Here is a 25160-nt window from a genome sequence, read left to right as displayed (position 1 = left end):
CCCTAGTCCTGGCCGCGGGTACGCGGCAGCTGGATCGTCACTTGTGTCCCGGCGCCGGAGGCGGGCGCGGCGGCCGTGACGCACCCCCCGACCTCGGCGGCCCGCTCCTGGACCCCGATGAGCCCGTAGTGCCCGCCCAGGGCGAGGGAGTCGCGGTCGAGCGGCCGTCCCATGCCGCGGCCGTCGTCGCGCACCGTCAGCACGGTGGCCTCCTCCCCCAGCTGCAGCACGACCCAGACCTGGTGGGCCGCGGCGTGGCGCTCCACGTTCTCCAGCAGCTCGCCGAGGATCCGGACCAGCCGCCATCCGGTGTCCGCGTCCTCGGGGCGTGCCGTCTCGGCGTCGCCCCGGACCTCGAGCCCGGCCGGGATGCCGGTGCGCTCCTGCCACATCCGCACCTCCAGGCGGACGGCGTCGGCGAGCCGGTCCGTCGCGAGCGCCCGCAGCCCGCCCAGCACGTCGCGGGTCTCGCGCACGGCCGTGTCGCAGGCCTGGAAGATCACGTCGGCGCGGGCCGCGTGCGGCGACGCGTCGTCGTGGAGCCGGGCCGCGAGGGAGTCGGCGAGCATGCGCACGCCGTGGAGCGTCTTGGCGGTGGAGTCGTGCATCTCGCGCGCCAGGGCGGCGCGCTCGCCCGCCACGGCCTCGCGGCTGCGCAGCTCGACGAGCCGCTCGGCCAGCTTCCCCTGGCGCCGCAGGTTCTGCCCCAGCCGTCCCGACAGGTAGCAGGTCAGGGCGGCGGCGGGGACGAGGAGCACGGCCCCCAGGCTCTCGCCGCCCCCGACGGCCACCACGCCCATGCAGCCCGCGGCGGTCGCCGCCGCGAGCGCCAGCGCCCGCCAGAGCGGCAGGAGGACGCCGAAGAGCGCGGCGGTCTCGAGGAGGTACGCGGTCGTCAGGGCCCGCTCCCCCATCTCCGTCCAGCCCACCTTCAGCACCATGAGGGTCATCACGGCCTCGCTGAGGAGGTAGGCCGTGCCGCGGGCGAAGACCATGGGGTGCTGCGCCCAGTGCCGCAGCGGCATCCAGCTCAGCGGCACGGCCAGGAGCATGATCAGCAGCGAGGCGTCCGGGGACCGCGTCGCGCTGACCACCATGACGACGGCCAGGGTGGCGAGCCGCGCGTCGCAGAGGAACCGGACGACGCCGGCGATGCTGGCGGTCTCCAGTGACGCGGTGGCGCGCACCGCGAGGGCGGCGGTGAGGTCAACCGAGGAGGCCATCGAAGGCGCCCCCGTTCGAGATCAGCATCCCGGCCATCATGAGGATGAGCGCGCCGGGCACGATGGTCATCGTCACGACGAGGGAGACGCGGGGAGAAGCCTTCGCCGCGTCGCGCCGGACCTGCTGGGCGCGCTGGCGGCGGACCTCCGAGGAGATGCTCGTCAGCGCCTCCGCGATGGGCACGCCGAGCTCCTCGGCCTGCAGCAGGGCGGTGACGAAGGTGTTGACGTTCTCCGACTGGGCGCGCTCGCGGACGCCGATGAGCGCCTCGCGCCGGGGGACGCCGAGCTGCATCTCGCGCAGCGCCGTCGCCATCTCCTGCGCCAGCGGACCGTCGTGGAAGGCGGCGACCCGCTCGACGGCCTGCCGGAAGGACATGCCGGCCCGCACCGTCACCCCGAGGACGTCGAGGAAGTCCGGCAGGTCGCGGTCGATCTGCGTGCGGCGCCTGCCGGCGACCAGCCACAGCCAGACCTCCATCCACAGCGCGAACACCAGCCCGAGCAGGACGCCCACGACGGGCTCGCCGAGCAGGGCGACGAGCACGGCCACCGCGGCGCCGAGCACCACGAAGCCCGCCTCGCGCTGGACGAACGTGGTCATGGTCAGGCCCTCGGGCCGTCCGGCGCGGCGCAGGCGCTGCTCGAGCGCGTGCAGCCGGCGCGCGCCGTAGGCCCGCATCAGGGTGCGCTGGAACCGGGCGCCGATCCGGTCGACGAGCAGCGCGGCGCCCTTCGCGGAGCCGGCGTCCGCGTCGGTGGAGCCGGTGACGACCAGGCCCTCGAGCCCGGCGGAGCTGGTCATCCGGATGCCCGTCGCCCCGAGCACGACGAGCAGCGCGCCCGCGAGACCGATGAGCAGGGCCATCAGATCTCCACCCGGGTCATGAGCTTCATGAGGACGAACCCGACGGCGAAGCAGGCACCCGCCGCCGCCAGCGCCAGCTGGCCCAGCGTGGTCGTGGCCATCTCGTCGAGGATCCCCGGGGAGAACAGGTTGAGCAGCAGCACCGACGCGACGCCGATCCCGACCACGGTGTACCCGCCGTAGACCGACCCGAGCATCACCGTGCCGACCTCCCGGCGCAGCTCCTTGCGCTCCTCCAGCGAGGCCGCGATGTCCGACAGCGCCGTGACCAGCGCGCCGCCCGAGCGCGACTGGATGGCGATGGTCTGGACGAGGACGTTGAGCTCGCGGGAGGGCAGCCGGGTGGACAGGTCCCGCATCGCGAACTCGAGGTCCCGGCCCAGCCGAAGCTGGCCGACGATTCTGCGGAGCTCGCCCGCGGCCGGCTCGCCGATCTCGCCCGCGGCCAGCTCGAGCCCGCGCCCGACCGACAGGCCGGCCGCCGCCGTGTTGGACAGGAGCCGCGCGAGCTCGGGCAGCTGCGCGATGAACCGCTCGGTGCGGCGGACCACCCGGTGGTCAAGCCAGCGGGAGACGACGACCGGGATGGCGACCACGACGGCGATCGTGGCGATGCGTCCCAGCGTCACCACGCCCACGGCCGCCACCGCCGTCATGACGAGACCGACGGTGGCCACCAGGCGCACCGGCGACATGTCGATGCCGGCGCCGCCCAGGCGGCGGTGCAGCCGCTGCCCGCTGCGCGTGCGCCGCGCCCACGCGTCCAGCCGGACGAACAGGCCGGCGAGCGGCCGCTGGGCGGGGTTGCCCGCCACCTCCACGACCGCGCGGGCGCGCACCGCGTTGTCGACCAGGACGGACGCCGCCCACAGCGCCAGCGCCAGCGCGGCCGCGGTGGCGAGCAGGACCGCCTCGGAGGATCCCCACGTCATGCCGGCACCACGCTCCGGTGGCCGGCGACGGCGAACTGCTGCGGGACGACCTCGCCGGCGCGGAGGAGCCGCTCGCGCAGCTGCCGGGGCAGCGAGTGGTGCGCGAAGGTGCCGGCCGTGCCGGGCTCGGCGCCGAACGGCGGGGGCACGAAGTCGGTGATGGGCTCCGTCCGGAACGGCTCTCGGTGGGCGGAGGTCACGGCGTGCACCTCGCGGATGCGCCGGTTGCCGTCGCCGTCGCGCTCGAGCTGGACGACGACGTCCATGGCACCGTTGATCTGGTCGCGGATGACGTCGACCGGCAGCTCCAGGTCGGTCATCGCCGCCAGGGTCTCCAGGCGCCCGAGGGCGTCGGAGGCGCTGTTGGCGTGGACGGTGGTCAGGGACCCCTCGTGGCCGGTGTTCATCGCCTGGAGCATGTCAAGGGTCTCGCCCCCGCGGACCTCCCCGACGACGATCCGGTCGGGCCGCATCCGCAGGCTGTTGCGCACGAGGTCGCGGATGGTGACCGCGCCCTGCCCCTCGACGTTCGACGGGCGGGACTCGAGCCGGACGACGTGGGGCTGCTGCAGCGAGAGCTCGGCGGCGTCCTCGATAGTGACGATCCGCTCGCCGTCCGGGATCAGTCCCGAGAGGGCGTTGAGGAACGTGGTCTTGCCGGAGCCCGTGCCGCCCGAGACGAGGATGTTGCACCGCGCCCGGACCATGGCGGCCAGCAGCAGGGCGAGGGGCTCGTCCAGCGTGCCCTTCGCCACCAGGTCCCCCATGCGGAAGGGCTGCGGGAAGCGGCGGATGGTCAGCGTGGGGCCGTCCATCGCGAGCGGCGGGATGATCACGTTCACGCGCTCGCCGGTGGCCAGCCGGGCGTCGACCATCGGGCTCGACTCGTCCACCCGGCGGTTGACCGAGGAGACGATGCGGTCGATGGTCTGGTACAGCTGCGCCTCGGACGCGAAGGTGGTGGGCACCCGCTCGATGCGGCCGCGCCGCTCGACGAAGATGTCCTTGGCGCCGTTGACCATGATCTCGGTGACCGTCTCGTCGGCGAGGAGGCCCTCGAGCACGCCTAGGCCGACGGTGTCGTCGACGATGCGCTGGATGAGCCGCCCGCGCTCGCGCGAGGACATCACGGGCCCCTCGAAGGAGAGGATCCGGGCGAGCACGCGCTCGAGCCGCGCGCGCCGCTTGGCCAGGTCGAGGGCGGTGACCTCCTCGAGGTCGACCTCCTCGAGCAGGCGGGTCTTGAACTTGGTGACCAGGTCATCGGCGTCGTCGCCCGCCGGCCGCGAGTCCTGGGAGAGCCTGTCGCGCAGTGCCACCGCTACTCCCTCGGGAACTCGGCCGTGCGCTGCACGGTCACGGTGTCGAACGTGATGGACGGCAGGCCGATCGGGACGCGGGCCTCGACGCTGACGCACGCGCCGGCACACCCCCCGTCCCTGACGACGACGTCCGTGAGCCAGCCCGGGACCTGGGCCAGGGCGGCCTGCTCCCACACCGCCCGGGGCTCGCCCGCCGCCATGGTGCGGGCGCCGTCGCGCGCGGCCTGCTGCACGGCGGAGATGGTCGTGACGGCGAGCATCCCCTGCACGATCAGCAGGGTCACCAGCATGAGCAGCGGCACCATGGCCGCCAGCTCCACGCCGAGCGAGCCGCGCTCCCGCTCGCCGGCCCGCGCGCTCATCCCTGTCCCCAGCCGTCCTGGGCCCCGGGTTCCCAGAGGATCTGGGCGGTCGCGCTCGTCTCCGGCAGGGAGAGCGGCGACGGCGTGCGCAGGGTCACGGTCACGTCGTCCACCGTCGGCGCCGAGATGGTGACGTCCGCCCGCCACGGCCCGGGCACCCGGTCCAGGACCTCCGCGCGCACCTTGTCGCCTGGGAGGCCGACCGCGAAGCCGCGCGCCGCCTCCTGGGCCGCGTTGTGGGCGAAGATGTGGGTGACGCCCCAGAAGATGAGCTGGAGGCACACGAGCAGCACGAGCGTCGCGAGGGTGAGGACCACCGGGGTCTCGGCGACGATCTGGCCCGCCTCGCGGTCCTCGTCCAGGCGCCGGCCACGTCGGCCGGTCGGGCGCCGCCGGCGCCGCGACGGCGCCTGCTCCTCCGCGCCCGGGGCGGCCGGCGCGGCGGCGGCAGGGACCGCCGTGGCCGCCGCCACCGCCTGGAGGGGCTTGGCGAGCTCGGGGAGCTTCGCCTCGAGCACGGTGGCCGTGTTCATCGCCGCGGCGAGCGGGGCCCCGAGCCGCGGCAGGCTCTGCGCGACCGGGATCCCGGACAGTTTCGGGGCCATCGCGGGCTGGATCTCGTTGGACCGGTCCGTCATGTTCAGCAGCATGCGCAGCGGCGCCTGCCCGCGGACCTCGAGACGGTCGAGCGCCTCGGAGAGGCGGCGGGCGGCCCGGAGGGCGGGCACGTCGGGGGTGGCGACGACGAGGACGTCGTCCGCGGAGTCCAGGCCCATCACCATGACGTCGTCCAGCCGGGAGCCGCAGTCGATGACGACCCGCTCGTACTGGTAGCGCAGCGCCTGGATGATCTGGCGGGTCGCGGACTCGGACAGCTCCTCACCGTGCTCGCCGTCGGCCGGCGCCGGGATGAGGCTGATCCGGTGCGGGAGCGCGTAGGTGACCTCGCCCAGCGCGCGGCCGGTCAGCTCGTCGGCCACCTCCACCAGGTCCACGACGCTGCGGCGCACGGCGATGTTGCCGTAGCCGGCGAGGTCGCCGCCGCGCGCGTCGAGGTCGACGAGGCACGTGGTGTGGTCCGCGGCCAGCTCCTTGGCCAGGAGCAGGGTGAGCAGCGAGGTGCCCACCCCGCCCTTCGCGCCCACGAGCGCGACGACCTCACCGGTCGTGCCCCGGTGGCCGGCGGAGTCGTCGATCTGCCGGCGGACCGACCGCGACCAGGTCACCGCGGACTCGATGCGTGCGCCGAACTGCTCCAGGGAGGGCGGCAGGGCGAGGATGGACCGCGCGCCGGCGTCCATCGCGGCGGCGAGCGCCTCCGGCGTCGCGCGCTGGACGAGGACCAGCGTTGCCACCAGCGGATGGTTGAGCCCGCTCTCGCGGGCGACGTCGAACCCGGTGCCGCCGTCGAGCCGCTCGTCGACGAGGACCACGTCGGTCTCGCCGAGCGCGAGCTCGGCCCGCAGCTGCGTGGCCGAGCCGACGACGACGGCGTCACCCACCCCGTCGAGCTCCGCCAGGGTGGCGCGCACCTGCTCGACCGTCCAGCTGTCGTCCGAGACGACCAGCACGTTCGACGTCATCGCGCCACCCCCGGGATCTGCTCGTAGACGCGTTCCTCGGCGGGCACGTCCGACTCGTCGCCGAGCCCGCGCAGCGCGAGACGCAGCTTGACCGCGAAGCTCTCCGCATACGCGACCCGCAGCGCGTCGGCGGTGCTCAGCGCGAAGGTCACGGGCACGCCCTGGGAGCTGTCGAACCCGCCGTTCACGTCCTCCCCCTCCACGGGCTGTGGCAGGCCAACCTCGATGACCAGCGCGCTGCTCACCCACACCTCGGCCCGCTGGGCGTCGGTGCCGGGATCGACGGTGGTGGCGAGGATGTCGACCCGGTCGCCGGAGCTGACCTTGCCGGCCACGCCCGTCTCGGCGTCGACCATGATCGCCACCTCGCGGAAGCCGGGATTCAGGCCGGGAGCCTCGGTGAGCATGCCGTCCTGCAGCATGGTGTCGGCGCGGAAGGGGCCCGTGGACACGAGCCCGGCGGCCTGGTCGAGGGAGCGCAGCGCGGTCTCGGGCACCCACCGCTCGGGCCGCTCGACGACCTCGACCATCTCCGGCCTGACCGGCTCCAGCGCCTCGACGTCCCGCGTGAGGGTGACGACCGGCACCATGTTCCCGACCTGGGAGGCGACCGAGGACACGTAGGCCGAGATGGCGAAGAAGACGACGACGGCGCCGATCCCGGTGGCGATCAGGAGCAGCACGCCCCGTCGCTGGCGGGGGTTCATCGGGCGGCTCCGCCGCGCGCGCTGGCTGACATCGGGGAGAGCGCTCCTTGGGGGTCGTGGGTGAGGACGTGGCCGCAGTAGAGGCACCACGCGGCATCGGCGGCGCGGTGGCACATCGGGCACGCGCGCCCGGGCAGCCGGGGGAGGATGTCGGCGAGCAGCTGCTCGGGCGCACGGTCCACCGAGCTCATGGCGACCCAGCTGCGGGCGCGCCACGGTGGCGCCTGTGTGGGCGCGGTCAGGGTGATGGCGGGCGCCGGGCCCGCGAGGGTGACCGGCAGGCGCCGCTGCTCCTTCGACGCCTCCCAGGCGATGAAGTCGCCCTCGGCGGCGGTCCAGGTGATCTCCTTGGTCGTGTGCACGTGGCCGCCGGTCACGTCGACGTCGAAGACGGTGGAGGGCACCCAGCCCACGATGTGCTGCAGGAGGCTCGGGGCCGGCTCGGCCAGGCGGGCGACCGAGGTCAGCGCGAGCCGCGTGCGCACCAGCGGGGCGGCGGCGGCGACGACCCCGGGGGCCGAGCCGTAGCGGTCGGCCGGCAGCGCCAGGAGGCACGCGGCGAGGATCGTCCGGGCCGTGCGGTGCCCGCCCAGGACCACCAGGGCGACGTCGCCCCGCGCGAGGGCCGTCCGCGCGATCCGGGAGCTGCGCTCGAGCTCGGCCGGTCCCGAGACCAGCAGGACGTCGCGCCCGCGCGTCGAGTCCAGGACGGCCGCGGCCTCGCCCAGGCTCGATACCGTGACGACGCCGTCCCGATCGGGAAGGCCGGCGTCACCGACGATAACCTTCACCGAGCTTCCCCACATTCATCTATTGCCAGACATGGACTTATGACCGGCCGCCGCGGGCCGTCATCCGACGATTGGACTACGGACAATGCGCCCAACCTGGGCCGATCAGGACGAACCGTATCGACTTATCGTGAATGGTGCGACCGGAAAGGAAATCGTGTGGGTGGCCGCCAGCGGGCCCGCGCGGCGCCAGGGGCTCCTCGGCACCGACGGGCTCGACGGGCTGCTGTGGATCGAGCGCTGTTCCTCGGTGCACACCTTCGGGATGCGCTACCCCATCGACGTGGCCTATCTCACGCGGTCCGGCCGCGTCCTCGACGTCGCCACCATGCGCCCGGGTCGCGCGGGCCTGCCCCGGCTGCGTGCGCGCTCGGTCCTCGAGGCGCCCGCGGGTGTCATGGCGGGTCTCGGCGTGCGCCCGGGCGCCGACGTCGGCCGGGCACCGGCCTGACCGCGCGCCGCAAGACCCAGGCACGACGCCGCAGGCCCGGCACCCTCGAGGGGTGCCGGGCCTGCGGCGTGGTGGGACGGGGCTACGTCAGGAAGCGTCCTCGGTGAGGAGGTTGCGCGTCTTGGTGGCGTCCAGCGGGATGCCGGGGCCCATCGTGGTGGCCATCGTGGCCTTCGTGATGTACCGGCCCTTGGAGCTCGCGGGCTTCAGCCGCAGGATCTCCTCCTGCGCGGCCGCGTAGTTCTCCAGGAGCTTGGCCTCGTCGAAGCTCGCCTTGCCGATGATGAAGTGCAGGTTCGAGTGCTTGTCGACGCGGAACTCGATGCGGCCACCCTTGATGTCCGTGACGGCCTTGGTCACGTCCATCGTCACGGTGCCGGTCTTCGGGTTCGGCATGAGGCCACGGGGGCCGAGCACGCGGCCCAGGCGGCCGACCTTGCCCATGAGGTCCGGCGTCGCCACGGCGGCGTCGAAGTCGGTATACCCGGCCGCGACCTTCTCGATCAGCTCGTCGCCGCCGACCTCGTCGGCACCGGCGGCCAGCGCCTGCGCGGCGCGGTCACCGACGGCGAAGACCACGACGCGGGCGGTCTTGCCGGTGCCGTGGGGCAGGTTGACCGTGCCACGGACCATCTGGTCCGCCTTGCGGGGGTCGACGCCAAGGCGGAAGGCGACCTCGACCGTGGGGTCGAACTTGGTGGTCGCCGTCTCCTTGGCCAGGCGCACGGCCTGGAGGGGGGCGTACAGCTCGCCGGCGTGAATGTTCTCGGCGGCCTTGCGGTAGTTCTTGCTGCGCGTAGTCATCTGCTTCTCCTGTGCAGTCGTGGTGTACGGGTCCGCGCGGACCCTGCCACTGCGCGCCCGGGGGCGCGGGTTCGGATGGTGGTGCTCAGCCCTCGACCGTGATGCCCATGGAGCGGGCGGTGCCGGCGATGATCTTCTCGGCGGCGTCGATGTCGTTGGCGTTGAGGTCTTCCTGCTTGGTGCGCGCGATCTCCTGCACCTGCTCACGGGTGATCTTGGCGACCTTGACCGTGTGCGGGGTGCCGGAGCCCTTGGCCACACCGGCGGCCTTCTTGATCATCTCGGCGGCCGGCGGGGTCTTCGTGACGAAGGTGAAGGAACGGTCTTCGTAGACCGTGATCTCCACCGGGATCACGTTGCCGCGCTGCGACTCGGTGGCCGCGTTGTAGGCCTTGCAGAACTCCATGATGTTGACGCCGTGCTGTCCCAGCGCGGGGCCGATCGGCGGCGCGGGGGTGGCGGCGCCGGCCTGGATCTGGAGCTTGATCAGGCCGGAGACCTTCTTCTTGGGAGGCATGTCGGGTCCTTACGGTTCTTCTCTCGGGGCCGCCGGTGAGCCGGCGGGGATGTGGGGCCGTTCGTCAGATCTTGGCGACCTGCGAGAACGACAGCTCGACCGGCGTCTCCCGGCCGAAGATCGTGACGAGCACCTTGAGCTTCTGGCTCTCGGGGCTGATCTCGGAGATGGTGGCGGGCAGGGTCTCGAAGGGGCCGTCGGTGACGGTGACCGACTCGCCCACCGTGAAGTCCACCTTGATCGGCGTCGCGGTCTGGCCGCCGCCGCCCTTGCCGGCCCCGGTGGCGACCGGCGCCTCGATCGTGGGGGCGAGCATGGAGAAGACCTCGTCGTCGGTCAGCGGCACGGGCTGGTGGGTGTTGCCCACGAAGCCGGTCACACCGGGGGTGTGGCGCACCGCGCCCCAGGACTCGTCCGTCAGGTCCATCCGCACCAGCGTGTAGCCGGGGATGCGCACGCGGTTGACGATCTTGCGCTGGGCGTTCTTGATCTCCACGACCTCCTCCATGGGGACCTCCACCTGGTAGATGTAGTCCTCCATGTTGAGGCTCTGGATGCGGTTCTCCAGGTTCGCCTTCACGCGCTTCTCGTAGCCGGCGTAGGTGTGCACGACGAACCAGTAGCCCGGCAGGGTGCGCAGCTCGTCGCGGAACGCCTTGACCGGGTCGGTCTCCTCGGCCTCGTCGGCAGCCGCCTCCTGCGCGGCGGCCTCGTCCGAGGCGGGCTCCGCGGAGCCCGCCTCGTCGACGGCGGCGTCGGCCGGCTCGTCGTCGTCGGCCGGCTCGTCGTCGTCCTCGGCCGGCTCGGTGACCTCGTCGGAGCCGGCGGACAGGTCGTCCTCGGCGTCGTCCAGGTCGTCCGTCTCGTCCTCGGCCGCGAGCTCGGCGTCGCCGGGCTCGCGGTCCGCGTCGTCGGGGGCGGGAGCAGGCGCGCCGAGGTCACCGGTGTCCTCGGAGGGGACCTCCGGCTGTCCGGGCTCGAGCGACGCCTCGTCGAGGTTCGTGGGCTCGAGGTTCTCAGGCACGTGCGACCTGCTTTCTGCTCGGAAACTTAAGGGCTGGGATGTCGGTCGGCTGTGGTCCGGGGGACGGCGTGGTGGGGCTCAGCCGAAGATCCACAGCACGAGCTGGCCGAACAACAGGTCGAGCACGCCGACGAACGCCATGATGGCCACGACGAACACGAGCACGACCACGAAGTAGGTCAGCAGCTCGCTGCGCGTGGGGCGCACGACCTTCTTGAGCTCCGCGATGACCTGGCGGACGAACAGCGCGATCTTGGCGAAGAACCCGCGCTTCCTGACCTCCGGCGCGGACGCGCTGCGGGCGCGTTCGGGCCGCCCCGAGGTCGCGCTTGCAGACTCGCTCACAGGTTCTTCCTCACGGTTTCCGGCCAGGTCCCTTCGCCGCCCAGCGGGCGGGTCCGGCTCGCCGCGTGGCGGAGCCGTCAGGACGTCCGCCTCCCGTGAGGGGAGACGTGTCCCGGCAGGGCAGGAGGGACTCGAACCCACAACCGCCGGTTTTGGAGACCGGTGCGCTACCAATTGCGCCACTGCCCTATCAGCGGTTCGCCGCCCGACCGCCCCGGCTCCTGCCCGCAGGGGCAGGGTCCAGCGTGGCGGACGTCAACCACCGGCGTCGAGTGTACGTCCTTCTCGCCCGTCAGGTCGAACCGGACGGCTGGGGACCCTGATCACATCGGCTGCGCGGCCCGGTGGGAGAGCGCATCACCGCCCGTGGGCACACCGTCCCGACCCGCCCGCCCGGCCCCCTCACCTGCGCGGACGGCGCCCGCCACCACCTCCGCGGGCCCCGGACCGCGACCACGGGGCGGTCGCCCTAGGACGGCCTGCCGGGCGCGTGCCACGATGTCCCCGTGAGCGCACCCACCATCATTCCCAAGCCCCGTGTGTCCGCACGCCTGGCAGCCATCGCCGAGTCCGCCACCCTGGCGGTCGACGCCAAGGCCAAGGCCCTCAAGGCCGCGGGCCGCCCCGTGATCGGGTTCGGCGCCGGCGAGCCGGACTTCCCGACGCCGGACTACATCGTCGAGGCCGCCGTCGCCGCCGCGAAGGACCCGGCCAACCACCGCTACACGCCCGCCAAGGGCATGCCCGCGCTGCGGGAGGCGATCGCCGCGAAGACGCTGCGCGACTCCGGCTACGAGGTCTCCCCCGACGCCGTGCTCGTCACCAACGGCGGGAAGCAGGCCGTCTACGAGGCGTTCGCGTCGATCATCAACCCCGGCGACGAGGTCCTCCTCCCGGCGCCGTACTGGACCACGTACCCCGAGGCCATCAAGCTCGCGGGCGGCCGGCCCGTCGAGGTGTTCGCCGGCGTCGAGCAGGAGTACCTCGTCACGGTCGAGCAGCTCGAGGCCGCGCGCACCGAGCACACCAAGGCCTTGCTGTTCTGCTCGCCGTCGAACCCGACCGGGGCGGTCTACTCCGCCGAGCAGACCGAGGAGATCGGCCGCTGGGCCCTCGAGCACGGCATCTGGGTCGTCACCGACGAGATCTACGAGCACCTCGTCTACGACGACGCGGTCTTCACCCCCATCCAGCGGGTGGTCCCCGAGCTCGTCGACACCTCCATCGTCCTCAACGGCGTCGCCAAGACGTACGCGATGACCGGCTGGCGGGTGGGCTGGATGATCGGCCCGGCCGACGTCATCAAGGCCGCGACCAACCTCCAGTCGCACCTGACCTCCAACGTCGCGAACGTCTCCCAGCGCGCCGCCATCGCCGCCCTGACCGGCGACCTGTCCGCGGTCGCGATGATGCGCACCGCGTTCGACCGGCGCCGCCGGACGATGGTGGAGATGCTCCGGGCCATCGACGGCGTCACGCTGCCCACCCCGCGCGGCGCGTTCTACGCCTACCCGTCCGTCGAGGGCGTGCTGGGCCGGACCATCCGCGGTCGCACCCCCACCACGTCCGCCGAGCTGGCGGCCCTGATCCTCGAGGAGGTCGAGGTCGCCGTCGTGCCGGGCGAGGCCTTCGGCCCCAGCGGGTTCCTGCGGCTGAGCTACGCGCTGGGCGACGAGGACCTGGCCGAGGGCGTCGGCCGCATCCAGGAGCTGCTCGCCTGACGCACCCGCCTCCGCCACGACACGGCCGGGGCCGCCCCGCGGGGCGGCCCCGGCCGTGTCTCGTCTTCGTCTCCTCTGCCAGCGCCACGATGGGCGCATGAAGAGATGGGGACCGGTGCCCACACCGTGGGCTACGACCTCATGGTGTGGGCATCGGCCTGGTCGACGTCACCCGCTGAGCCGCGGGCCGCCTGCGCGCTCGGCGCCGCCCGCGGCCCGCGCCTGCAGGCCGGCGACGACCCGCGCGATCGTGGGCGTGGGGATTCCGCGGCTCGCCCCGAGCCGCACGAGCTCCCCGCCGAGCGCCTCGAGCTCGTTGGCACCGCCCCGGCGCATGTCGCGCTGGAGGGAGGACTGCAGCGTGGGGGGCAGCCTGCGCAGCGAGGCGTCGAGCGTCTCGCCGTCGAGGGGCCGGCCCTCGGCGGAGGCCAGGGCCGCGACCTCGGCCACCACGCCCGCGGTCGTCGCGGGGTCGTGCGCCAGCGCGGGGCCGATCGGCAGGTCGGCCCAGCTGGTCAGCAGCGCCGTCGGTGCGAGGAAGCCCAGCTTGCGCCACAGCACCTCGTTCTCCGTCCCGCCCGTGCGCACGCTCACCCCCGCCCGCCGCAGCGCGTCGGTGGTGCGCCACCCGTCGGCGTCGTCGGGGACGGTGACGATCGCGTAGTTGCCCTTGTGGACGACGACGGTTCCCTCCCGGGTGGACTCGACCTGGATCGACGCGCACGCTACGTGGGCGAGCCCGGCGTCGCGGAGCGTGCGGGCGTGGCCCACACCGTTCAGGAGCGCGAGGATCTCGGCCGGCTGCGCCCGCCGCAGCTCGGGGAGGACGTCCGCGAGGCCGTAGGCCTTGACCGCCAGCACGACGGCGGAGCCGTCCGGGACCGTGCGGGAGACCGGCACGTGCGCCGTCCAGCTCCCGAACTTCTCGGAGCGCACGACGATGCCGTCGGCCGCCAGCCGCTCGGCCGTCCCCGCGCGCGCCACGGCGACGACCTCCTCCCCCGCCCGGTGCAGCACGGCGGCGAGCAGCCCACCCACGGCTCCTGGCCCGACAACGGCGATCATCCTTGGGTCCCCTCCCGGTGCGGTGCGGTGTGGTCATGCGGGCGCGCGCGACGGGCGCCGCCGCCCGGCCGGCGGTGTGCGCGCTAGTGCGGGCCGCGCTGGGCGAGCGTCTCGCGCCCGCGGGCCAGCCACGCCTCCGCCCGTGCCAGGCGACCCTCGGCGTCCGACCGCCACGCGCCGCCGTCCGTGCGGCGGGCGCCGGCGACGAGCGAGAGGACGACGCCCGCGCAGCGCGCGTGCAGGGCGACCGGGTCCACCAGGCGTTCGCAGGCACGGGTCCACGCCTCGAGGAGGTCGGGCACGTGGGGGTAGGTGGTCGGGGCGAGGTGCGGCAGCACGCTGATGTGGCCGAGCAGGCACGCCAGGTCGTCGACGCGGTGGCCCGGGCCGACGGCGTCGACGTCGAGCAGCGCTGTGACGCCCACGGCGCCCGCGCGGGGGTCCATGAGCACGTTGGCCTCGTAGAAGTCCCCGTGCGAGGGGACCACCGGCCCGGGGTGCGAGTCGGCCATGAGCGCGTCGACGCCGTCCGCGAGCGCCCGCGCACGGTCCGCGTGGTCGGGCAGCACCGTGGCGGCGGCGTGGGCGTAGTGCTGGGCCCGCTCGGACCAGGCGGGCCGTCGCGGCAGGTCCAGCACGTCCTCGGGCAGGGCGTCGAGCGTGGCGAGCAGGGCGGCGAGCACGGCCTCCGCGTCCGGCCCGAGCCCGCGGGCCAGGAGGTTCGACAGCGGTGTCCCTTGCCCCTCCCCGAGCAGGACGAGACCGTCGTCGTCGGCCCGCAGCACGGCGGGCGCCGGGACACCGGCCTGGGTGAGCAGGCGGTGGCGGTCGGCGAAGACCCGGGTGCCCGAGGGGCGCACCACCTTCAGGTACGCCGTCGTCGTGGGCGTGTCGGTGCGCCGGACCCGCAGCACCGCCCGGCGGGTGGGCCGGTAGGCGAGGAGCTCCACGGTCACGGGCGCGCCGAGGCGCCGCGTCAGCGCGGCGGCGTCGCAGGCCACGGGCAGCGCGGGCAGCTCCGGGTCGGCCGGGTGGCGCCACATGTGCACGATGGGGCCGCCGTCGGGCTGCTCGAACCGGACCAGGCCTGGGCCGGGCCCCTGGCTCAGCCGCGCGGTGGTCGCGCACAGGTACTCCTCGGTGCGCAGCGGCGCCGGCTCGCCGGGCATCTCCCGCTCGACGGTGGCGGTGTAGCCGACGGTCACGCCCGCCCCCGGGCGGTGGTGCACGGTGTGCACGTGCCAGGCGACGAGCCGGCTGCCCTCCCCCTCGAGCGCGCCCGCGAGCATCGAGCCCGCCTCGGGCCCGGTGAGCAGGGCGACGTCAGCCGGCTCGTGGAGGGCGGCGACTGGAACGCTCATGGCACCAGTGTGGACCACGCCGGCGCCGGGACCGGCCGGTCGGCGCCGGACCGGCGGCGCGGGTGCCGCGGCGCCGGTGGCAGACTCGTCAGGATGCGTGACCTTGCAAGCCTGCCGAAGGCGCACCTGCACCTGCACTTCACCGGTTCCATGCGCCTGTCCACCCTGGCGGAGATGGGCGCCGAGCAGGGGCTCCGGGTCCCCGAGCACCTGCTCGACGCGGACCCCCTGCACGTGCCGGCGGACCAGCGCGGCTGGTTCCGGTTCCAGCGCTCCTACGACGCCGCCCGCGCCGTGGTGCGGTCCGAGGCCGCGATGCGCCGGATCGTGCGCGAGGCGGCCGAGGACGACGCCGCGGAGGGCTCGCGCCGGCTGGAGATCCAGGTGGACCCGACCTCCTACGCCCCGTACGTCGGCGGGATCACCCCGGCGCTGGAGATCGTCGTGGACGAGGCCCGGCTGGCCAGCGCCGCCACGGGCGTGCAGGTCGCGGTGATCGTCGCCGCCTCCCGGACCCGCCATCCCCTCGACGCGCGCACCCTGGCGCGCCTCGCGGCCGCGCACGCAGGGCACGGGCCCGGCCAGGTCATCGGGTTCGGACTCAGCAACGACGAGCGGCGGGGGAACACGGCCGACTGGGCGCCGGCGTTCAACATCGCGCGGAACGCGGGGCTGGCGGCGGTCCCCCACGGCGGCGAGCTGCTGGGGCCCGAGCACGTGCGCGACGTCGTCGCCCACCTCAAGCCCGCGCGCCTGGGGCACGGGGTGCGCTCCGCGGAGGACCCCGACCTGCTGGCCAAGATCGTGGACGCGGGCATCGCGCTGGAGGTGTGCCCGGCCTCGAACGTCTCCCTCGGCGTCTACGCCGACACGGCGCACGTGCCCCTCGCTGCGCTCCTCGACGCCGGCGCGGAGGTGGCCCTGGGCGCCGACGACCCCCTGCTGTTCCTCTCGCGCCTGAACGACCAGTACCGCATTGCCCGGGACGTGCACGGCCTGGACGACGCGGCACTCGCCCGGCTGGCGCGCAGCTCGATCAACGCGTCGCTCGCCTCGCCGGCGTCGAAGGCCGCGATGCTGGCGGACGTCGACGCCTGGCTGGCCACGCCGGACCCGGCGGACGAGACCGCCCGCGAGCGCGCGGCCACGCACTGACACACCCCCCACACACACGTCGAGCGGTCAAGTACTCGCGTGCGAGTACTTGACCGCTCGGCGGCCGGGGGGTTAGAGCGCGGCGCCCAGCAGCACCGGCTCGGGGATCAGCTCGATGCCGTAGGCGGCCCGGACCCCCTCGCGGACGGCGCGGGCCAGCGCCAGGAGGTCCTCCGCGGTGGCGCCGCCCCGGTTGGTCAGCGCGAGGGCGTGCTTGGTCGAGAGGCTGGCCGGGGCGCCGAGGCCGAACCCCTTCTCGAACCCGGCGTGGGAGATGAGCCAGGCGGCCGAGGTCTTGACGAGGTCCTCGACGACGGGGGCGCTGCCACCGATCTGGTGGATCGCAGTGTGGTCCGCCACGGGGTAGCGGGGCGCGTCGGCGGGCAGCAGCGCGTCCGCCTCCGCGACGCTCATCAGGGGATTCGTGAAGAAGGAGCCGGCCGACCACGTGTCGTGGTCGGCGGCGTCCAGCACCATGCCCTTGCCGCGGCGCAGCTCGAGCACGGCGGCCCGCACGTCCGCGGCGGGCACGCGGCGGCCGACGTCGATCCCCAGCGTCCGGGCGAGCTCGGGGTAGCGCACGGGCGCCGAGAGGGTGGCAAGGCGCAGCTGGAAGCTCACCTCCAGGACCACGTACCGCCCGGTGGGCCCCCAGGTGCGCCCGCCCCCGGCGGCGGTGTCGGCGAGGGATCGCTTGAGGAGGGAGGTGCGGTAGCCCAGGCCGAGCTCCCCGACGGCGAACATCCGGGTGCGCCGCTCGAGCCGGTCGTACACCCGCACGGAGGAGAGCGTCTCGGCGACCTCCTGCCCGTACGCCCCGACGTTCTGCACCGGCGTCGCGCCGGCCGACCCGGGGATGCCGGAGAGCGCCTCGACGCCCATCCAGCCCTCCTGGACGGCGGTGGCGACGACGTCGTCCCAGGGCTGGCCCGCGGGGACCGTGAGGCTCGCGCCGGCGCACGCGTCGTCCCCGACGCCGTCGATGGCGCGCCGGGCGTCCCGCACGACGACGCCGTCGAAGGGCGCGTCGGAGGCCAGCAGGTTGGATCCCCCGCCCAGGACGAGGAGCGCGGCGCCCGCGTCGTCCGCGGCCCGCACGGCGCTGACGAGCTCCGCCTCGGTCTGTGCCTCGACGTACTCGCGCACCGGGCCGCCGACGCGCAGGGTGGTCAGCTCCGCGAGCGTCGGCGCGCCCCCGGGGAACGTGCTGCCGGCTGCGAGGGGGGTCGCCGCGGGCGTGAGGGGGTCGAGGATGTCAGTCACCCGTCCAGGTTACGGCCGGGAGCCTGCCCCGCGTCCTGTGACATCGCCCGCGCCCGGCACGGCGACGCCGGGGCCGGGCGCGCCAACGCCGGGGCCGGGAGCGCCCGGCTCGGCGGCGCGAGCGCCGGGCCCCACGGCGGGAGGGCGGGCTCCCGCGGGCCCGATCGGCCGGGCGGCGGGCGTCAGCACGATCCCCAGGACCAGCGGGACGGCGATCGCCAGGAGGGCGTGGCGGTAGCCCACGTGCTCGGCCAGCAGGCCCAGCAGCGGGGGGCCGGCCAGGAAGGCGGTGTAGCCGATGGAGGAGACGACGGAGATGCGGGCGGCGGCGCGCAGCGGCTCGTCGCTGGCCGCGGACATGCCGACGGGGAACCCGAGGGCCGCCCCCACGCCCCACAGCACGGCGCCGGCGACCGCGAGGCCGAGCCAGGGGGCGAGGGCGAAGGTCACCAGGCCCACCGTGGCCAGGACCGAGCACAGCCGCAGGACCGGCACCCGGCCGTACCGCTCGAGGAGGCTGGTGCCCGCGAGCCGCATGCCCGTCATGGCGGCGACGAAGATCCCGAAGCCGGCCGCGCCCACGGCGTCGGGCTGGTCGAAGCCGTCCACGACGGCGAGCGCGAGCCAGTCGTTGGCGGCCCCCTCGGTCAGGGCCGCGGCGAGCACGACGCCGCCGATGAGCAGGGTGCGGGCCTCGGTCCACGCCGAGAGCGCCTGCCGCAGGCCGCCGCGGCGCGCGCCCCGGCCGGGCTCGCCGGAGCGCGGGGACCGCGGAGCCGGCGGCACCGGCTGCTCGGGCAGGAAGCCGCGCAGGCACACCAGCACCGCCACCCAGATCAGGGCGAGGACGCACAGGAGGTGGACGGTCACGGAGATCCCCGCCCAGGCGGCCAGCGCGCCCATCCCGGCCCCGGCCACGGTGCCCAGGGAGAAGCCCGCGTGGAACCGCGGCATGATCGCCCGTCCGAGCGCCCGCTCGACGGCCCCGCCCTCGATGTTCATCGCCACGTCCCATGCGGCGATGCCCACCTGCGCGACGAACAGCGCCGGCACCAGCCAGGCGATCTCACCGGCGCCGACGGCCAGCGCGACCAGCGCGAAGCAGCCGACGTTGAGGGTCGCCGCCAGGCCGGCCGTGCGTGCGGTCCCGAGCCGCTGGACCACGGCCCCTGTCAGGGGCAGCGCCACCACGGAGCCCAGGGAGCCGACGAGCAGCAGCATGCCGAGCCGGGACGGGCTCAGGTCGAGGGCGTCACGCACCGCCGGGAACCGGGAGACCCAGTTCGCGAACACCAGCCCGTTGAGGGCGAAGACGGCGAAGGTCGCCCACGCCGCCCGGTTGGCCCGCCGGTCGGTCACCGGCGCGGCCGTGGCGCCGCCGCTCACGCGAGGCGGACGACGGCCTGCGCCTTGGCCAGCACGCTCGCGCCACCCGAGGTCACGGCCAGGTCCACGCGGACCGAGCCGGCGGCCAGGTCCAGCGCGCCGACTCGTCCGACGACCTCGATCTCGGCGGTGCCCGGGTCGGGCACCTCCACCGGCCGGGTGAAGCGCACCCCGTACTCGGTGACGGCGCCGGGGTCGTCGGCCCAGTCCTCGACGGCGGAGGCCGCCAGCCCCATGGTCGCCATGCCGTGCGCGATGACGCCGGGCAGGCCGACCTCGCGGGCGACGCGCTCGTTGTAGTGGATCGGGTTGAAGTCCCCGCTGGCCCCGGCGTAGCGCACCAGGAGCGCGCGGTCGATCGCGTACGTGCGCGTGAAGAGCTCCTGCCCCACCTCGAGCTCGGCGAGCACGGGCCGCTCGGGCTGGAAGTCGTCGGACGACGGGGTCTGCGCGCTCATCGGCCCTCCCCCCGCACGGCGAGGGTGGACAGGACGGTGCACACGGGGGCCTCTGCGTCGTCGGCGATCTCCGCGCGCGTGGTCACCAGGGTGATGCCGGCGCGCTCGAGGATCTTGTCCACGTGGACCGTGGTGCGCAGCCGGTCCCCGGCGACGATGGGGCGGTGGTGGGTCAGGCGCTCCTCGGCGTGGACCACGCGGGAGAAGTCGATGCCGGCCTCGGGGCTGGCCACGTAGGCCTGCTCGGCCCGCTGCGCCACGACGGCGGCGAAGGTGGGCGGGGCGACGACGTCGGCGTATCCCAGGGCCCAGGCCGCATCGGGATCGGTGTGCGCGGGGTGCGTGGCGCCCGTGGCGGCGGCCATCTCGGCGATCTTCACGCGGGAGACCTCGTAGGTCTCCGTCGGGGCATAAGAACGCCCCACGAGCGTCTTGTCGACGCCGGTGGGGCGGGTGCTGCTCTCGGTCATCGCCCCAGCCTAGGGCAGTGGCGTGGCCGAGGAGGTCAGCGGGTCTCGCGGTGCGTCGTCTTGGCGTTGCAGCGCGGGCAGTACTTGGCCAGCTCGAGACGGTCGGGGTTGTTCCGACGGTTCTTCTTGGTGATGTAGTTGCGCTCCTTGCACACCTCGCAGGCGAGGGTGATCTTGGGGCGGACATCGGTTGACTTGGCCACGGCAGTTCCTCACGTTCAACTCGTGCGAGCGGCCAATCGGCTGCTTCGTCGTCTTGCTTGGTAGCGGGGGCGGGGCTCGAACCCGCGACCTCACGATTATGAGTCGTGCGCTCTCGCCAACTGAGCTACCCCGCCGCGTCCTTCGAGCCACCAGCGTACCGAACCTGCGGTACCGCCGGCGGCCCGAAGGCCAGAGCCCCGAAAGGGAATCGAACCCTTGACCTTCTCCTTACCATGGAGACGCTCTGCCGACTGAGCTATCGGGGCAGCGCGGACGAGCCTACATGGACCCCCGCCGGAAGGTGAAATCCGATCGGCCACTTCCGGCCGTGAGTCACGTCACAGCCCGGATCTCGCCCGGAACGACGGGGATTCACGGGCCTGTGAGCCGCTCTGCCGCACCGGCGGCCGGCCCTCCGGGACGCCGCTGCCGTGCGGCACCGACGGGACGGACCGTCGTGCGGGGACTCATGGAAGGCGGAAGCCCCAGGAGGCGAGGTTGGCCGGCGCGGCCGGCGCCCCCGGTGCGAAGGTGAGGCTGACGACGACCGCCTTCGCGCCGCCGGGCGCGGGGATGCGAAGGGACCACGCGCCGCCCACGACACGCTCGACGCCGCGGAGCAGGGAGCGGCTGTCACGGTGCACGTCCAGACGGTCCCCCGCGGGGATGCCGTCGGGGTCGATCCCGGAGAAGTACGCGATCTCGCCGGAGACCGCCAAATCCGCGTCGGTCACCGTCATCAGCACCGGCGCGCCGCGGTCGAGCCTGATCGTCGGCAGGCGTGCCGCGAGGTCGGCCTCCTCGGTCCTGGACCGGGGAGCATTCTCGTGCCGGTCCGCGGGGTCGCCCCAGGACGAGCTCAGCAGCGGCAACGTCACCGTCCCGACGGTCACGGTGGGCGGCGCCGCGACGGACCTGGCCGGCGGCGCGCCGGCCACGGCGCGCAGGCGCGCTCGCGCCGGCGTCTCCTCGAACGGCTCGAGGTTCGGCGGCGCCGACGCGGGAACACCCCGGCGCTCGAGGACGGTCGCCTCCCCGATCACTCGCCGGTGCCGGCTCCGGGAGAGGAGCGTCAAGGTGGCACCCGCGTCGACCCCCCGCCACGCCTCGGGCCACATCGGGTGGATGAGCACGTTGCCGGTGCTCCCCGGCGCCAGGCTTCGCGCCTCGACGAGGTCGAGCGGGCCCTCCTGGATCGCGGGCTCGCCGTTGGCACCCTCGAGCGACCACAGCGCCCGGAACCCGGGCTGCAGGTGACGCGTCCTGCCGGCGCGCTCGGGCGACCACAGGTCGAGAGTGGCCAGGAACGTTCCCCGGTGGCCGATGAGGCGCCGCCAACCGGTGATCTCGGTCATCCGCCCATTCTGGCGTCGGCGCCTGCGGGCGGGAGGCGATCTGGCGGGGCCTCGGGGCGGGCCCGGAGATGACGGCGGCCCACCACCGCTTGCGCAGGTGATGGGCCGGTCCGTGGCGAGTGCAGGATTCGAACCTGCGAAGCATTCCGCGGCTGATTTACAGTCAGCTCCCTTTGGCCGCTCGGGCAACTCGCCTCACACCTCGGAAGGTGCAGATGGAACGATAGCAACAACTTGCGGGTGCTCGTGAACCGCGGCGTGCGCGACGATGGTCACACACGCCCGCGCCGCGCCTCCGCCCGCGCGCCCGCACCACCCACGACCAAGGAGTGCTCATGGCCGATTCGTCCTTCGACATCGTCAGCAAGGTGGACCACCAGGAGGTGGACAACGCCGTCAACCAGGCCGCCAAGGAGATCTCCCAGCGTTACGACTTCAAGGGCGTCGGCGCCTCCGTGACGCTGGCGGGAGACACGATCACCATGGCGGCCAACTCCGCCGAGAGGGTCAAGGCCGTCCTGGACGTGCTCCAGTCCAAGCTCATCAAGCGCGGGATCTCCCTCAAGGCGGTCGACACCGGCGACGGCGAGCCCAAGCCGTCCGGCAAGGAGTACCGCCTGGTGGGCACCCTCAAGGAGGGCCTGAGCCAGGAAAATGCGAAAAAGATCACCAAGCTGGTGCGCGAGGAGGGCCCCAAGGGCGTCAAGACGCAGATCACCGGGGACGAGGTGCGGGTGACGTCGAAGAGCCGCGACGAGCTCCAGGAGGTCATCACCCTGCTCAAGGGCGCCGAGGACATCGACGCGGCGCTGCAGTTCACCAACTACCGCTGACGTCACGCGGACGGCCGGCGCCCGCCGTCCGCGCCCGACCGCCTAGCCCACCGCCCGGCCGCCGGCCCGGACGACCCCGTCAGTACCCCGCCATGCGCTCCAGCCGGGCGATGCGCTCCCCCATCGGCGGGTGCGTCGCGAACAGCCGGCCGAGCCCGCCGCGCCCGCGGAACGGGTTGGCGATCATCATGTGGCTGACGTTCTCCAGCGGCTGGCTCGGCGTGAGGGGTCGCGCCTCGGCGCCGCGCTCGATCTTGCGCAGCGCCGAGGCGAGGGCGAGCGGGTCGCCGGTGAGCTGCGCGCCGTCCTCGTCGGCGTCGAACTCCCGCGTGCGGGAGATCGCCAGCTGGATGAGGGACGCGGCGATCGGGGCGAGCAGCGCCGTCGCGATGAGCGCCAGCGGGTTGGCGTTGCGGTCGCGGCCCCCGCCGAAGAACATGAGGAACTGGGCCACCGACGTGATGAGCCCGGCGAAGGCCGCGGACACCGACGACGTCAGGATGTCGCGGTTGTACACGTGCATGAGCTCGTGCCCGAGGACCCCGCGCAGCTCGCGGGGCTCGAGGAGCCGGAGGATGCCCTCGGTGCAGCACACGGCGGCGTTGCGCGGGTTGCGGCCCGTCGCGAAGGCGTTGGGCTGCGCGGTGGGCGAGATGTACAGGCGGGGCATCGGCTGGCGCGCGGCCGTGGCCAGCTCGCGGACGATGGCGTAGTACCCGGGGGCCTCCGCCTCGCTCACCGGCCGCGCGGCCATGGCGCGGATGGCGAGCTTGTCGGAGTTCCAGTAGCTGTAGAACGTCGTGACGAGGCCGATGCCGGCGAACAGCCAGATGAACATGGAGCTGCCGGTCCCGTTGGCGACCACGCCGCCGATGGCCAGGAGGATGGCCCACATCGCGGCGAAGAGCAGCGTGGTCTTGATGCCGTTGTGGTGCCGGTCGTTCATCCTGGGCTCTCCTGGTCTCGGGTCGGCGGCCCCGCACGGGTCCCCGCCACCTGGTCCAACGCCCGCCGCGGGCCGGCGGTTCCCCGGCCCGCGTGGCACCCCGGGCCGCGGCGCCCGGCCCGGCCCCGCGAGAGGCCGGCGCGCGAGCGGCCGTGCGGGGCCGGACGGCTAGAGGAGCCGGCCGTCGTGCTCCTCGCCGCGGGAGATCGCCGTCATGGTCTCGCGCTGGACGACCTTGACGCGCTCGCGCTCGATGCCGTCGTACGCCCCGCCCAGGGACCGCTCGAAGGCGTCGAGCAGCTCCCAGCCCTGCCACGTGGTGTAGCGCACGCCCGCCTCCTCCAGCGCCTGGAGCATCGCGTCGTGGCCGACGGCGGACTCGTCGTCCGTGCGGGCGTGGAGGAGGCCCGCCTCGGCGTCCTCGACCAGGTGCGCGATGGTCTGCTGGGCATCGGACTTCGTCGAGCCGATCAGGCCCACCGGCCCCCGCTTGATCCAGCCCGTCGCGTACACGCCGCGCAGGTACGTCCCGTCCTCGCCGATGACCCTGCCCTCGGTGTTGGGGATGACGCCGGCGCGCTCGTCGAAGGGCAGGTCCGGCACGGGCGAGCCGTAGTAGCCCACCGCCCGGTACACGGCCTGCACGGGCGTGTCGACGAACTCCCCGGTCCCGCGGACGCTCCCGTCGCCGGCGAGCTCGGTGCGCTCGGTGCGCAGCCCCTCGACCCTGTCCGCGCCCAGGACCTCCACCGGGCGGTGCAGGAAGTGCAGGTGGATGCGCCGCGACGCGGTCCGGTCGGACTCCTCCTTGAGGGTCCAGTCCATGAGGGTCTTGACCACCTGCTTGGTCTGGTTGGAGGCGCGGATGGCCTCCTCGGAGCCCTCGTCGAACTGGAAGTCCTCGTCGTAGACGATGACGTCGACGTCGGGCACCTTGCCGAGCTCGCGCAGCTCGAGGGGGGTGAACTTCACCTGCGCCGGGCCGCGGCGCCCGAACACGTGGACGTCCGTGACGGGGCTGGCGCGCAGCCCCTCCACGACGTTGGGCGGGATCTCCGTGGGCATGAGGTCCTCGACGTGCTTGGCGAGCATGCGCGCCACGTCCAGCGCGACGTTGCCCACCCCGACCACCGCGACCTCCTTGGCCTCCAGCGGCCAGGTCCGCGGGACGTCGGGATGGCCGTCGTACCAGGAGACGAAGTCCGCGGCGCCGTAGCTGCCCGGCAGGTCGATCCCGGGGATGTTCAAAGGGGCGTCGCGGTCGGAGCCGGTGGAGAAGATGACCGCGTCGTAGTGGCGCTGCAGCTCGGCGAGCGAGACGTCCGTGCCGACGTCGACGTTCCCGATGAGGCGGACGTCCCCGCGCTGGAGGATCTTGTACAGGGCCACGATGATCTGCTTGATGCGGGGGTGGTCGGGGGCGACGCCGTAGCGCACCAGCCCGAACGGGGCGGGCAGCCGCTCGAAGAGGTCGATGCTCACCTCCAGCCCTGACTTGGACAGGATGTCGGCGGCGTAGATGCCGGCAGGGCCGGCACCCACGAGCGCCACGCTGAGCGGGCGGGAGCTGGTCACAAGTACCTCTCATCAGGGGTGCGGGGGGCGAGGCGGACCGCGCGTGCGCGCACCGGGGCCAAAGTCCAGCGACCAGTCTAGGACGCCGCGCCCCCTCCCGGACCGGTGACCTCGTTCACGCGGCCCGTCGGGCCCTGGGAGGTGGGGCGGTTTGGTTCCCATCCGAGTCCGCGGGGAGGAGGATGGGGCCATGGCCACCCCCCGCGCCGGAAACCGCCCCTATCTCCCGAGCAGCCCGTTCAACGCCGCCCGTGAGGCCGCGGACGCCCTGGCGGTGCCCATCCCGGTGGGTGCGCAGGTCTCCCACGAGCGCCACGGCCTCGGCAAGGTCATCGCGCTGGACGGCGCACGTGCCGTCCTCGTGGACTTCGGCAACGGCGACGTGCGCCGCGTGGCGCTCGACAGCTCGCGGCTCGAACGCCTCTGACGCTCCGGGCGC

General features: G+C 73.9%; 27 protein-coding genes and 4 tRNA genes. 5 read left to right on the top strand and 26 right to left on the bottom strand.

Annotated features, from left to right (window positions below):
* Window positions 1-2: 2 nt before the first annotated feature.
* The 8 genes from EJK16_RS19020 to EJK16_RS18985 are packed head-to-tail and all read right to left on the bottom strand — an operon-like array spanning window position 3 to window position 7788.
* The gene (locus EJK16_RS19020) at window positions 3-1223 is read right to left on the bottom strand and encodes a sensor histidine kinase (protein ID WP_127132226.1); all 1221 of its coding nucleotides are present in this window, start codon (window positions 1221-1223) and stop codon (window positions 3-5) included.
* The gene (locus tag EJK16_RS19015) at window positions 1207-2091 is read right to left on the bottom strand and encodes a type II secretion system F family protein (protein WP_127132224.1); all 885 of its coding nucleotides are present in this window, start codon (window positions 2089-2091) and stop codon (window positions 1207-1209) included. The genes EJK16_RS19020 and EJK16_RS19015 overlap by 17 nt, the downstream gene beginning before the upstream one ends.
* Window positions 2091-3023 carry a type II secretion system F family protein gene (locus EJK16_RS19010; RefSeq protein ID WP_205739852.1) on the bottom strand — a complete coding sequence of 311 codons (933 nt, stop codon included), beginning with the start codon at window positions 3021-3023 and terminating at the stop codon, window positions 2091-2093. Before EJK16_RS19010 ends, EJK16_RS19015 begins: the two co-directional genes overlap by 1 nt.
* Complete coding sequence (locus EJK16_RS19005; RefSeq protein WP_127132222.1) at window positions 3020-4342, bottom strand: CpaF family protein; 1323 nt, start codon at window positions 4340-4342, stop codon at window positions 3020-3022. Before EJK16_RS19005 ends, EJK16_RS19010 begins: the two co-directional genes overlap by 4 nt.
* 2 nt (window positions 4343-4344) lie before the next feature.
* A complete protein-coding gene (locus EJK16_RS19000; RefSeq protein WP_127132220.1) occupies window positions 4345-4707 on the bottom strand; it encodes a TadE/TadG family type IV pilus assembly protein in 363 nt (120 codons plus the stop codon).
* On the bottom strand, window positions 4704-6290 hold the full coding sequence (locus EJK16_RS18995; RefSeq protein ID WP_127132217.1) for an AAA family ATPase: 1587 nt from the start codon (window positions 6288-6290) through the stop codon (window positions 4704-4706). The genes EJK16_RS19000 and EJK16_RS18995 overlap by 4 nt, the downstream gene beginning before the upstream one ends.
* Window positions 6287-6997 (bottom strand): Flp pilus assembly protein CpaB, encoded by a 711-nt coding sequence (gene cpaB, locus EJK16_RS18990; RefSeq protein ID WP_127132215.1) that lies wholly within the window; start codon window positions 6995-6997, stop codon window positions 6287-6289. Before cpaB ends, EJK16_RS18995 begins: the two co-directional genes overlap by 4 nt.
* Window positions 6994-7788, bottom strand: coding sequence for a hypothetical protein (locus tag EJK16_RS18985; protein ID WP_127132213.1), 795 nt, complete (start codon window positions 7786-7788; stop codon window positions 6994-6996). Before EJK16_RS18985 ends, cpaB begins: the two co-directional genes overlap by 4 nt.
* 163 nt (window positions 7789-7951) lie before the next feature.
* Between EJK16_RS18985 and EJK16_RS18980 the strand changes: the two genes are divergently transcribed.
* A complete protein-coding gene (locus tag EJK16_RS18980) occupies window positions 7952-8239 on the top strand; it encodes a DUF192 domain-containing protein (RefSeq protein ID WP_240646171.1) in 288 nt (95 codons plus the stop codon).
* 87 nt (window positions 8240-8326) lie between these two features.
* On the opposite strand, the gene rplA is transcribed toward EJK16_RS18980, so the two are convergent.
* The 5 genes from rplA to EJK16_RS18955 form a co-directional block, all read right to left on the bottom strand.
* Window positions 8327-9043, bottom strand: a complete 717-nt coding sequence (gene rplA / locus EJK16_RS18975; RefSeq protein WP_127132209.1) for a 50S ribosomal protein L1 — start codon at window positions 9041-9043, stop codon at window positions 8327-8329.
* Between the two features lie 85 nt (window positions 9044-9128).
* Window positions 9129-9560 carry a 50S ribosomal protein L11 gene (gene rplK / locus EJK16_RS18970; protein WP_127132207.1) on the bottom strand — a complete coding sequence of 144 codons (432 nt, stop codon included), beginning with the start codon at window positions 9558-9560 and terminating at the stop codon, window positions 9129-9131.
* A gap of 64 nt (window positions 9561-9624) precedes the next feature.
* Window positions 9625-10413, bottom strand: a complete 789-nt coding sequence (nusG, locus tag EJK16_RS18965; protein WP_127132401.1) for a transcription termination/antitermination protein NusG — start codon at window positions 10411-10413, stop codon at window positions 9625-9627.
* Window positions 10414-10662: 249 nt separating this feature from the next.
* On the bottom strand, window positions 10663-10929 hold the full coding sequence (secE, locus tag EJK16_RS18960; protein WP_164737413.1) for a preprotein translocase subunit SecE: 267 nt from the start codon (window positions 10927-10929) through the stop codon (window positions 10663-10665).
* A gap of 116 nt (window positions 10930-11045) precedes the next feature.
* Window positions 11046-11118 (bottom strand) — tRNA-Trp (locus EJK16_RS18955).
* A gap of 317 nt (window positions 11119-11435) precedes the next feature.
* On the opposite strand from EJK16_RS18955, the gene EJK16_RS18950 reads away from it, so the two are divergent.
* Window positions 11436-12650 carry a pyridoxal phosphate-dependent aminotransferase gene (locus tag EJK16_RS18950; protein ID WP_127132203.1) on the top strand — a complete coding sequence of 405 codons (1215 nt, stop codon included), beginning with the start codon at window positions 11436-11438 and terminating at the stop codon, window positions 12648-12650.
* A gap of 168 nt (window positions 12651-12818) precedes the next feature.
* Here EJK16_RS18950 and EJK16_RS18945 read toward each other — a convergent pair whose 3' ends face one another.
* Complete coding sequence (locus EJK16_RS18945; RefSeq protein ID WP_127132201.1) at window positions 12819-13715, bottom strand: ketopantoate reductase family protein; 897 nt, start codon at window positions 13713-13715, stop codon at window positions 12819-12821.
* 83 nt (window positions 13716-13798) lie between these two features.
* Window positions 13799-15076, bottom strand: coding sequence for a phosphotransferase (locus EJK16_RS18940; RefSeq protein ID WP_127132199.1), 1278 nt, complete (start codon window positions 15074-15076; stop codon window positions 13799-13801).
* Between the two features lie 93 nt (window positions 15077-15169).
* Here EJK16_RS18940 and EJK16_RS18935 point away from each other — a divergent pair, with 93 nt between their 5' ends.
* On the top strand, window positions 15170-16231 hold the full coding sequence (locus EJK16_RS18935; protein WP_127132197.1) for an adenosine deaminase: 1062 nt from the start codon (window positions 15170-15172) through the stop codon (window positions 16229-16231).
* Window positions 16232-16303: 72 nt separating this feature from the next.
* Here EJK16_RS18935 and EJK16_RS18930 read toward each other — a convergent pair whose 3' ends face one another.
* From EJK16_RS18930 to EJK16_RS18890, 9 genes are all read right to left on the bottom strand, one after another.
* Window positions 16304-17485, bottom strand: coding sequence for a UDP-N-acetylmuramate dehydrogenase (locus EJK16_RS18930; protein WP_205739858.1), 1182 nt, complete (start codon window positions 17483-17485; stop codon window positions 16304-16306).
* A gap of 18 nt (window positions 17486-17503) precedes the next feature.
* Window positions 17504-18880 carry an MFS transporter gene (locus tag EJK16_RS18925; protein WP_127132193.1) on the bottom strand — a complete coding sequence of 459 codons (1377 nt, stop codon included), beginning with the start codon at window positions 18878-18880 and terminating at the stop codon, window positions 17504-17506.
* Complete coding sequence (locus tag EJK16_RS18920; protein WP_127132191.1) at window positions 18877-19338, bottom strand: MaoC family dehydratase; 462 nt, start codon at window positions 19336-19338, stop codon at window positions 18877-18879. Before EJK16_RS18920 ends, EJK16_RS18925 begins: the two co-directional genes overlap by 4 nt.
* Entirely contained in the window at window positions 19335-19808 is a 474-nt protein-coding gene (locus tag EJK16_RS18915) for a MaoC family dehydratase N-terminal domain-containing protein (RefSeq protein ID WP_127132190.1), read from the bottom strand. Before EJK16_RS18915 ends, EJK16_RS18920 begins: the two co-directional genes overlap by 4 nt.
* A 35-nt stretch (window positions 19809-19843) precedes the next feature.
* On the bottom strand, window positions 19844-20011 hold the full coding sequence (rpmG, locus tag EJK16_RS18910; RefSeq protein ID WP_127132188.1) for a 50S ribosomal protein L33: 168 nt from the start codon (window positions 20009-20011) through the stop codon (window positions 19844-19846).
* A 58-nt stretch (window positions 20012-20069) separates the two neighbouring features.
* Window positions 20070-20146 (bottom strand) — tRNA-Met (locus EJK16_RS18905).
* A gap of 59 nt (window positions 20147-20205) precedes the next feature.
* Window positions 20206-20278 (bottom strand) — tRNA-Thr (locus tag EJK16_RS18900).
* Between the two features lie 201 nt (window positions 20279-20479).
* On the bottom strand, window positions 20480-21367 hold the full coding sequence (locus EJK16_RS18895) for a hypothetical protein (protein ID WP_127132186.1): 888 nt from the start codon (window positions 21365-21367) through the stop codon (window positions 20480-20482).
* A 113-nt stretch (window positions 21368-21480) separates the two neighbouring features.
* Window positions 21481-21562, bottom strand: a tRNA-Tyr gene (locus EJK16_RS18890).
* Window positions 21563-21702: 140 nt separating this feature from the next.
* Between EJK16_RS18890 and EJK16_RS18885 the strand changes: the two genes are divergently transcribed.
* Window positions 21703-22200 carry a YajQ family cyclic di-GMP-binding protein gene (locus EJK16_RS18885; RefSeq protein WP_127132184.1) on the top strand — a complete coding sequence of 166 codons (498 nt, stop codon included), beginning with the start codon at window positions 21703-21705 and terminating at the stop codon, window positions 22198-22200.
* Between the two features lie 79 nt (window positions 22201-22279).
* Here EJK16_RS18885 and htpX read toward each other — a convergent pair whose 3' ends face one another.
* Entirely contained in the window at window positions 22280-23146 is an 867-nt protein-coding gene (gene htpX, locus EJK16_RS18880) for a zinc metalloprotease HtpX (RefSeq protein ID WP_127132182.1), read from the bottom strand.
* A gap of 168 nt (window positions 23147-23314) precedes the next feature.
* Window positions 23315-24721 carry an FAD-dependent oxidoreductase gene (locus EJK16_RS18875; protein WP_127132180.1) on the bottom strand — a complete coding sequence of 469 codons (1407 nt, stop codon included), beginning with the start codon at window positions 24719-24721 and terminating at the stop codon, window positions 23315-23317.
* Between the two features lie 190 nt (window positions 24722-24911).
* On the opposite strand from EJK16_RS18875, the gene EJK16_RS20380 reads away from it, so the two are divergent.
* Window positions 24912-25148, top strand: coding sequence for a hypothetical protein (locus EJK16_RS20380; RefSeq protein ID WP_127132178.1), 237 nt, complete (start codon window positions 24912-24914; stop codon window positions 25146-25148).
* Window positions 25149-25160: the final 12 nt, after the last annotated feature.

This window comes from Georgenia sp. SYP-B2076 (genome assembly GCF_003991205.1).
Lineage (GTDB): Bacteria > Actinomycetota > Actinomycetes > Actinomycetales > Actinomycetaceae > Georgenia.
The sequence above is the reverse complement of the archived record's forward strand: the minus strand, read 5'-3'. Positions and strand labels throughout refer to the sequence as shown.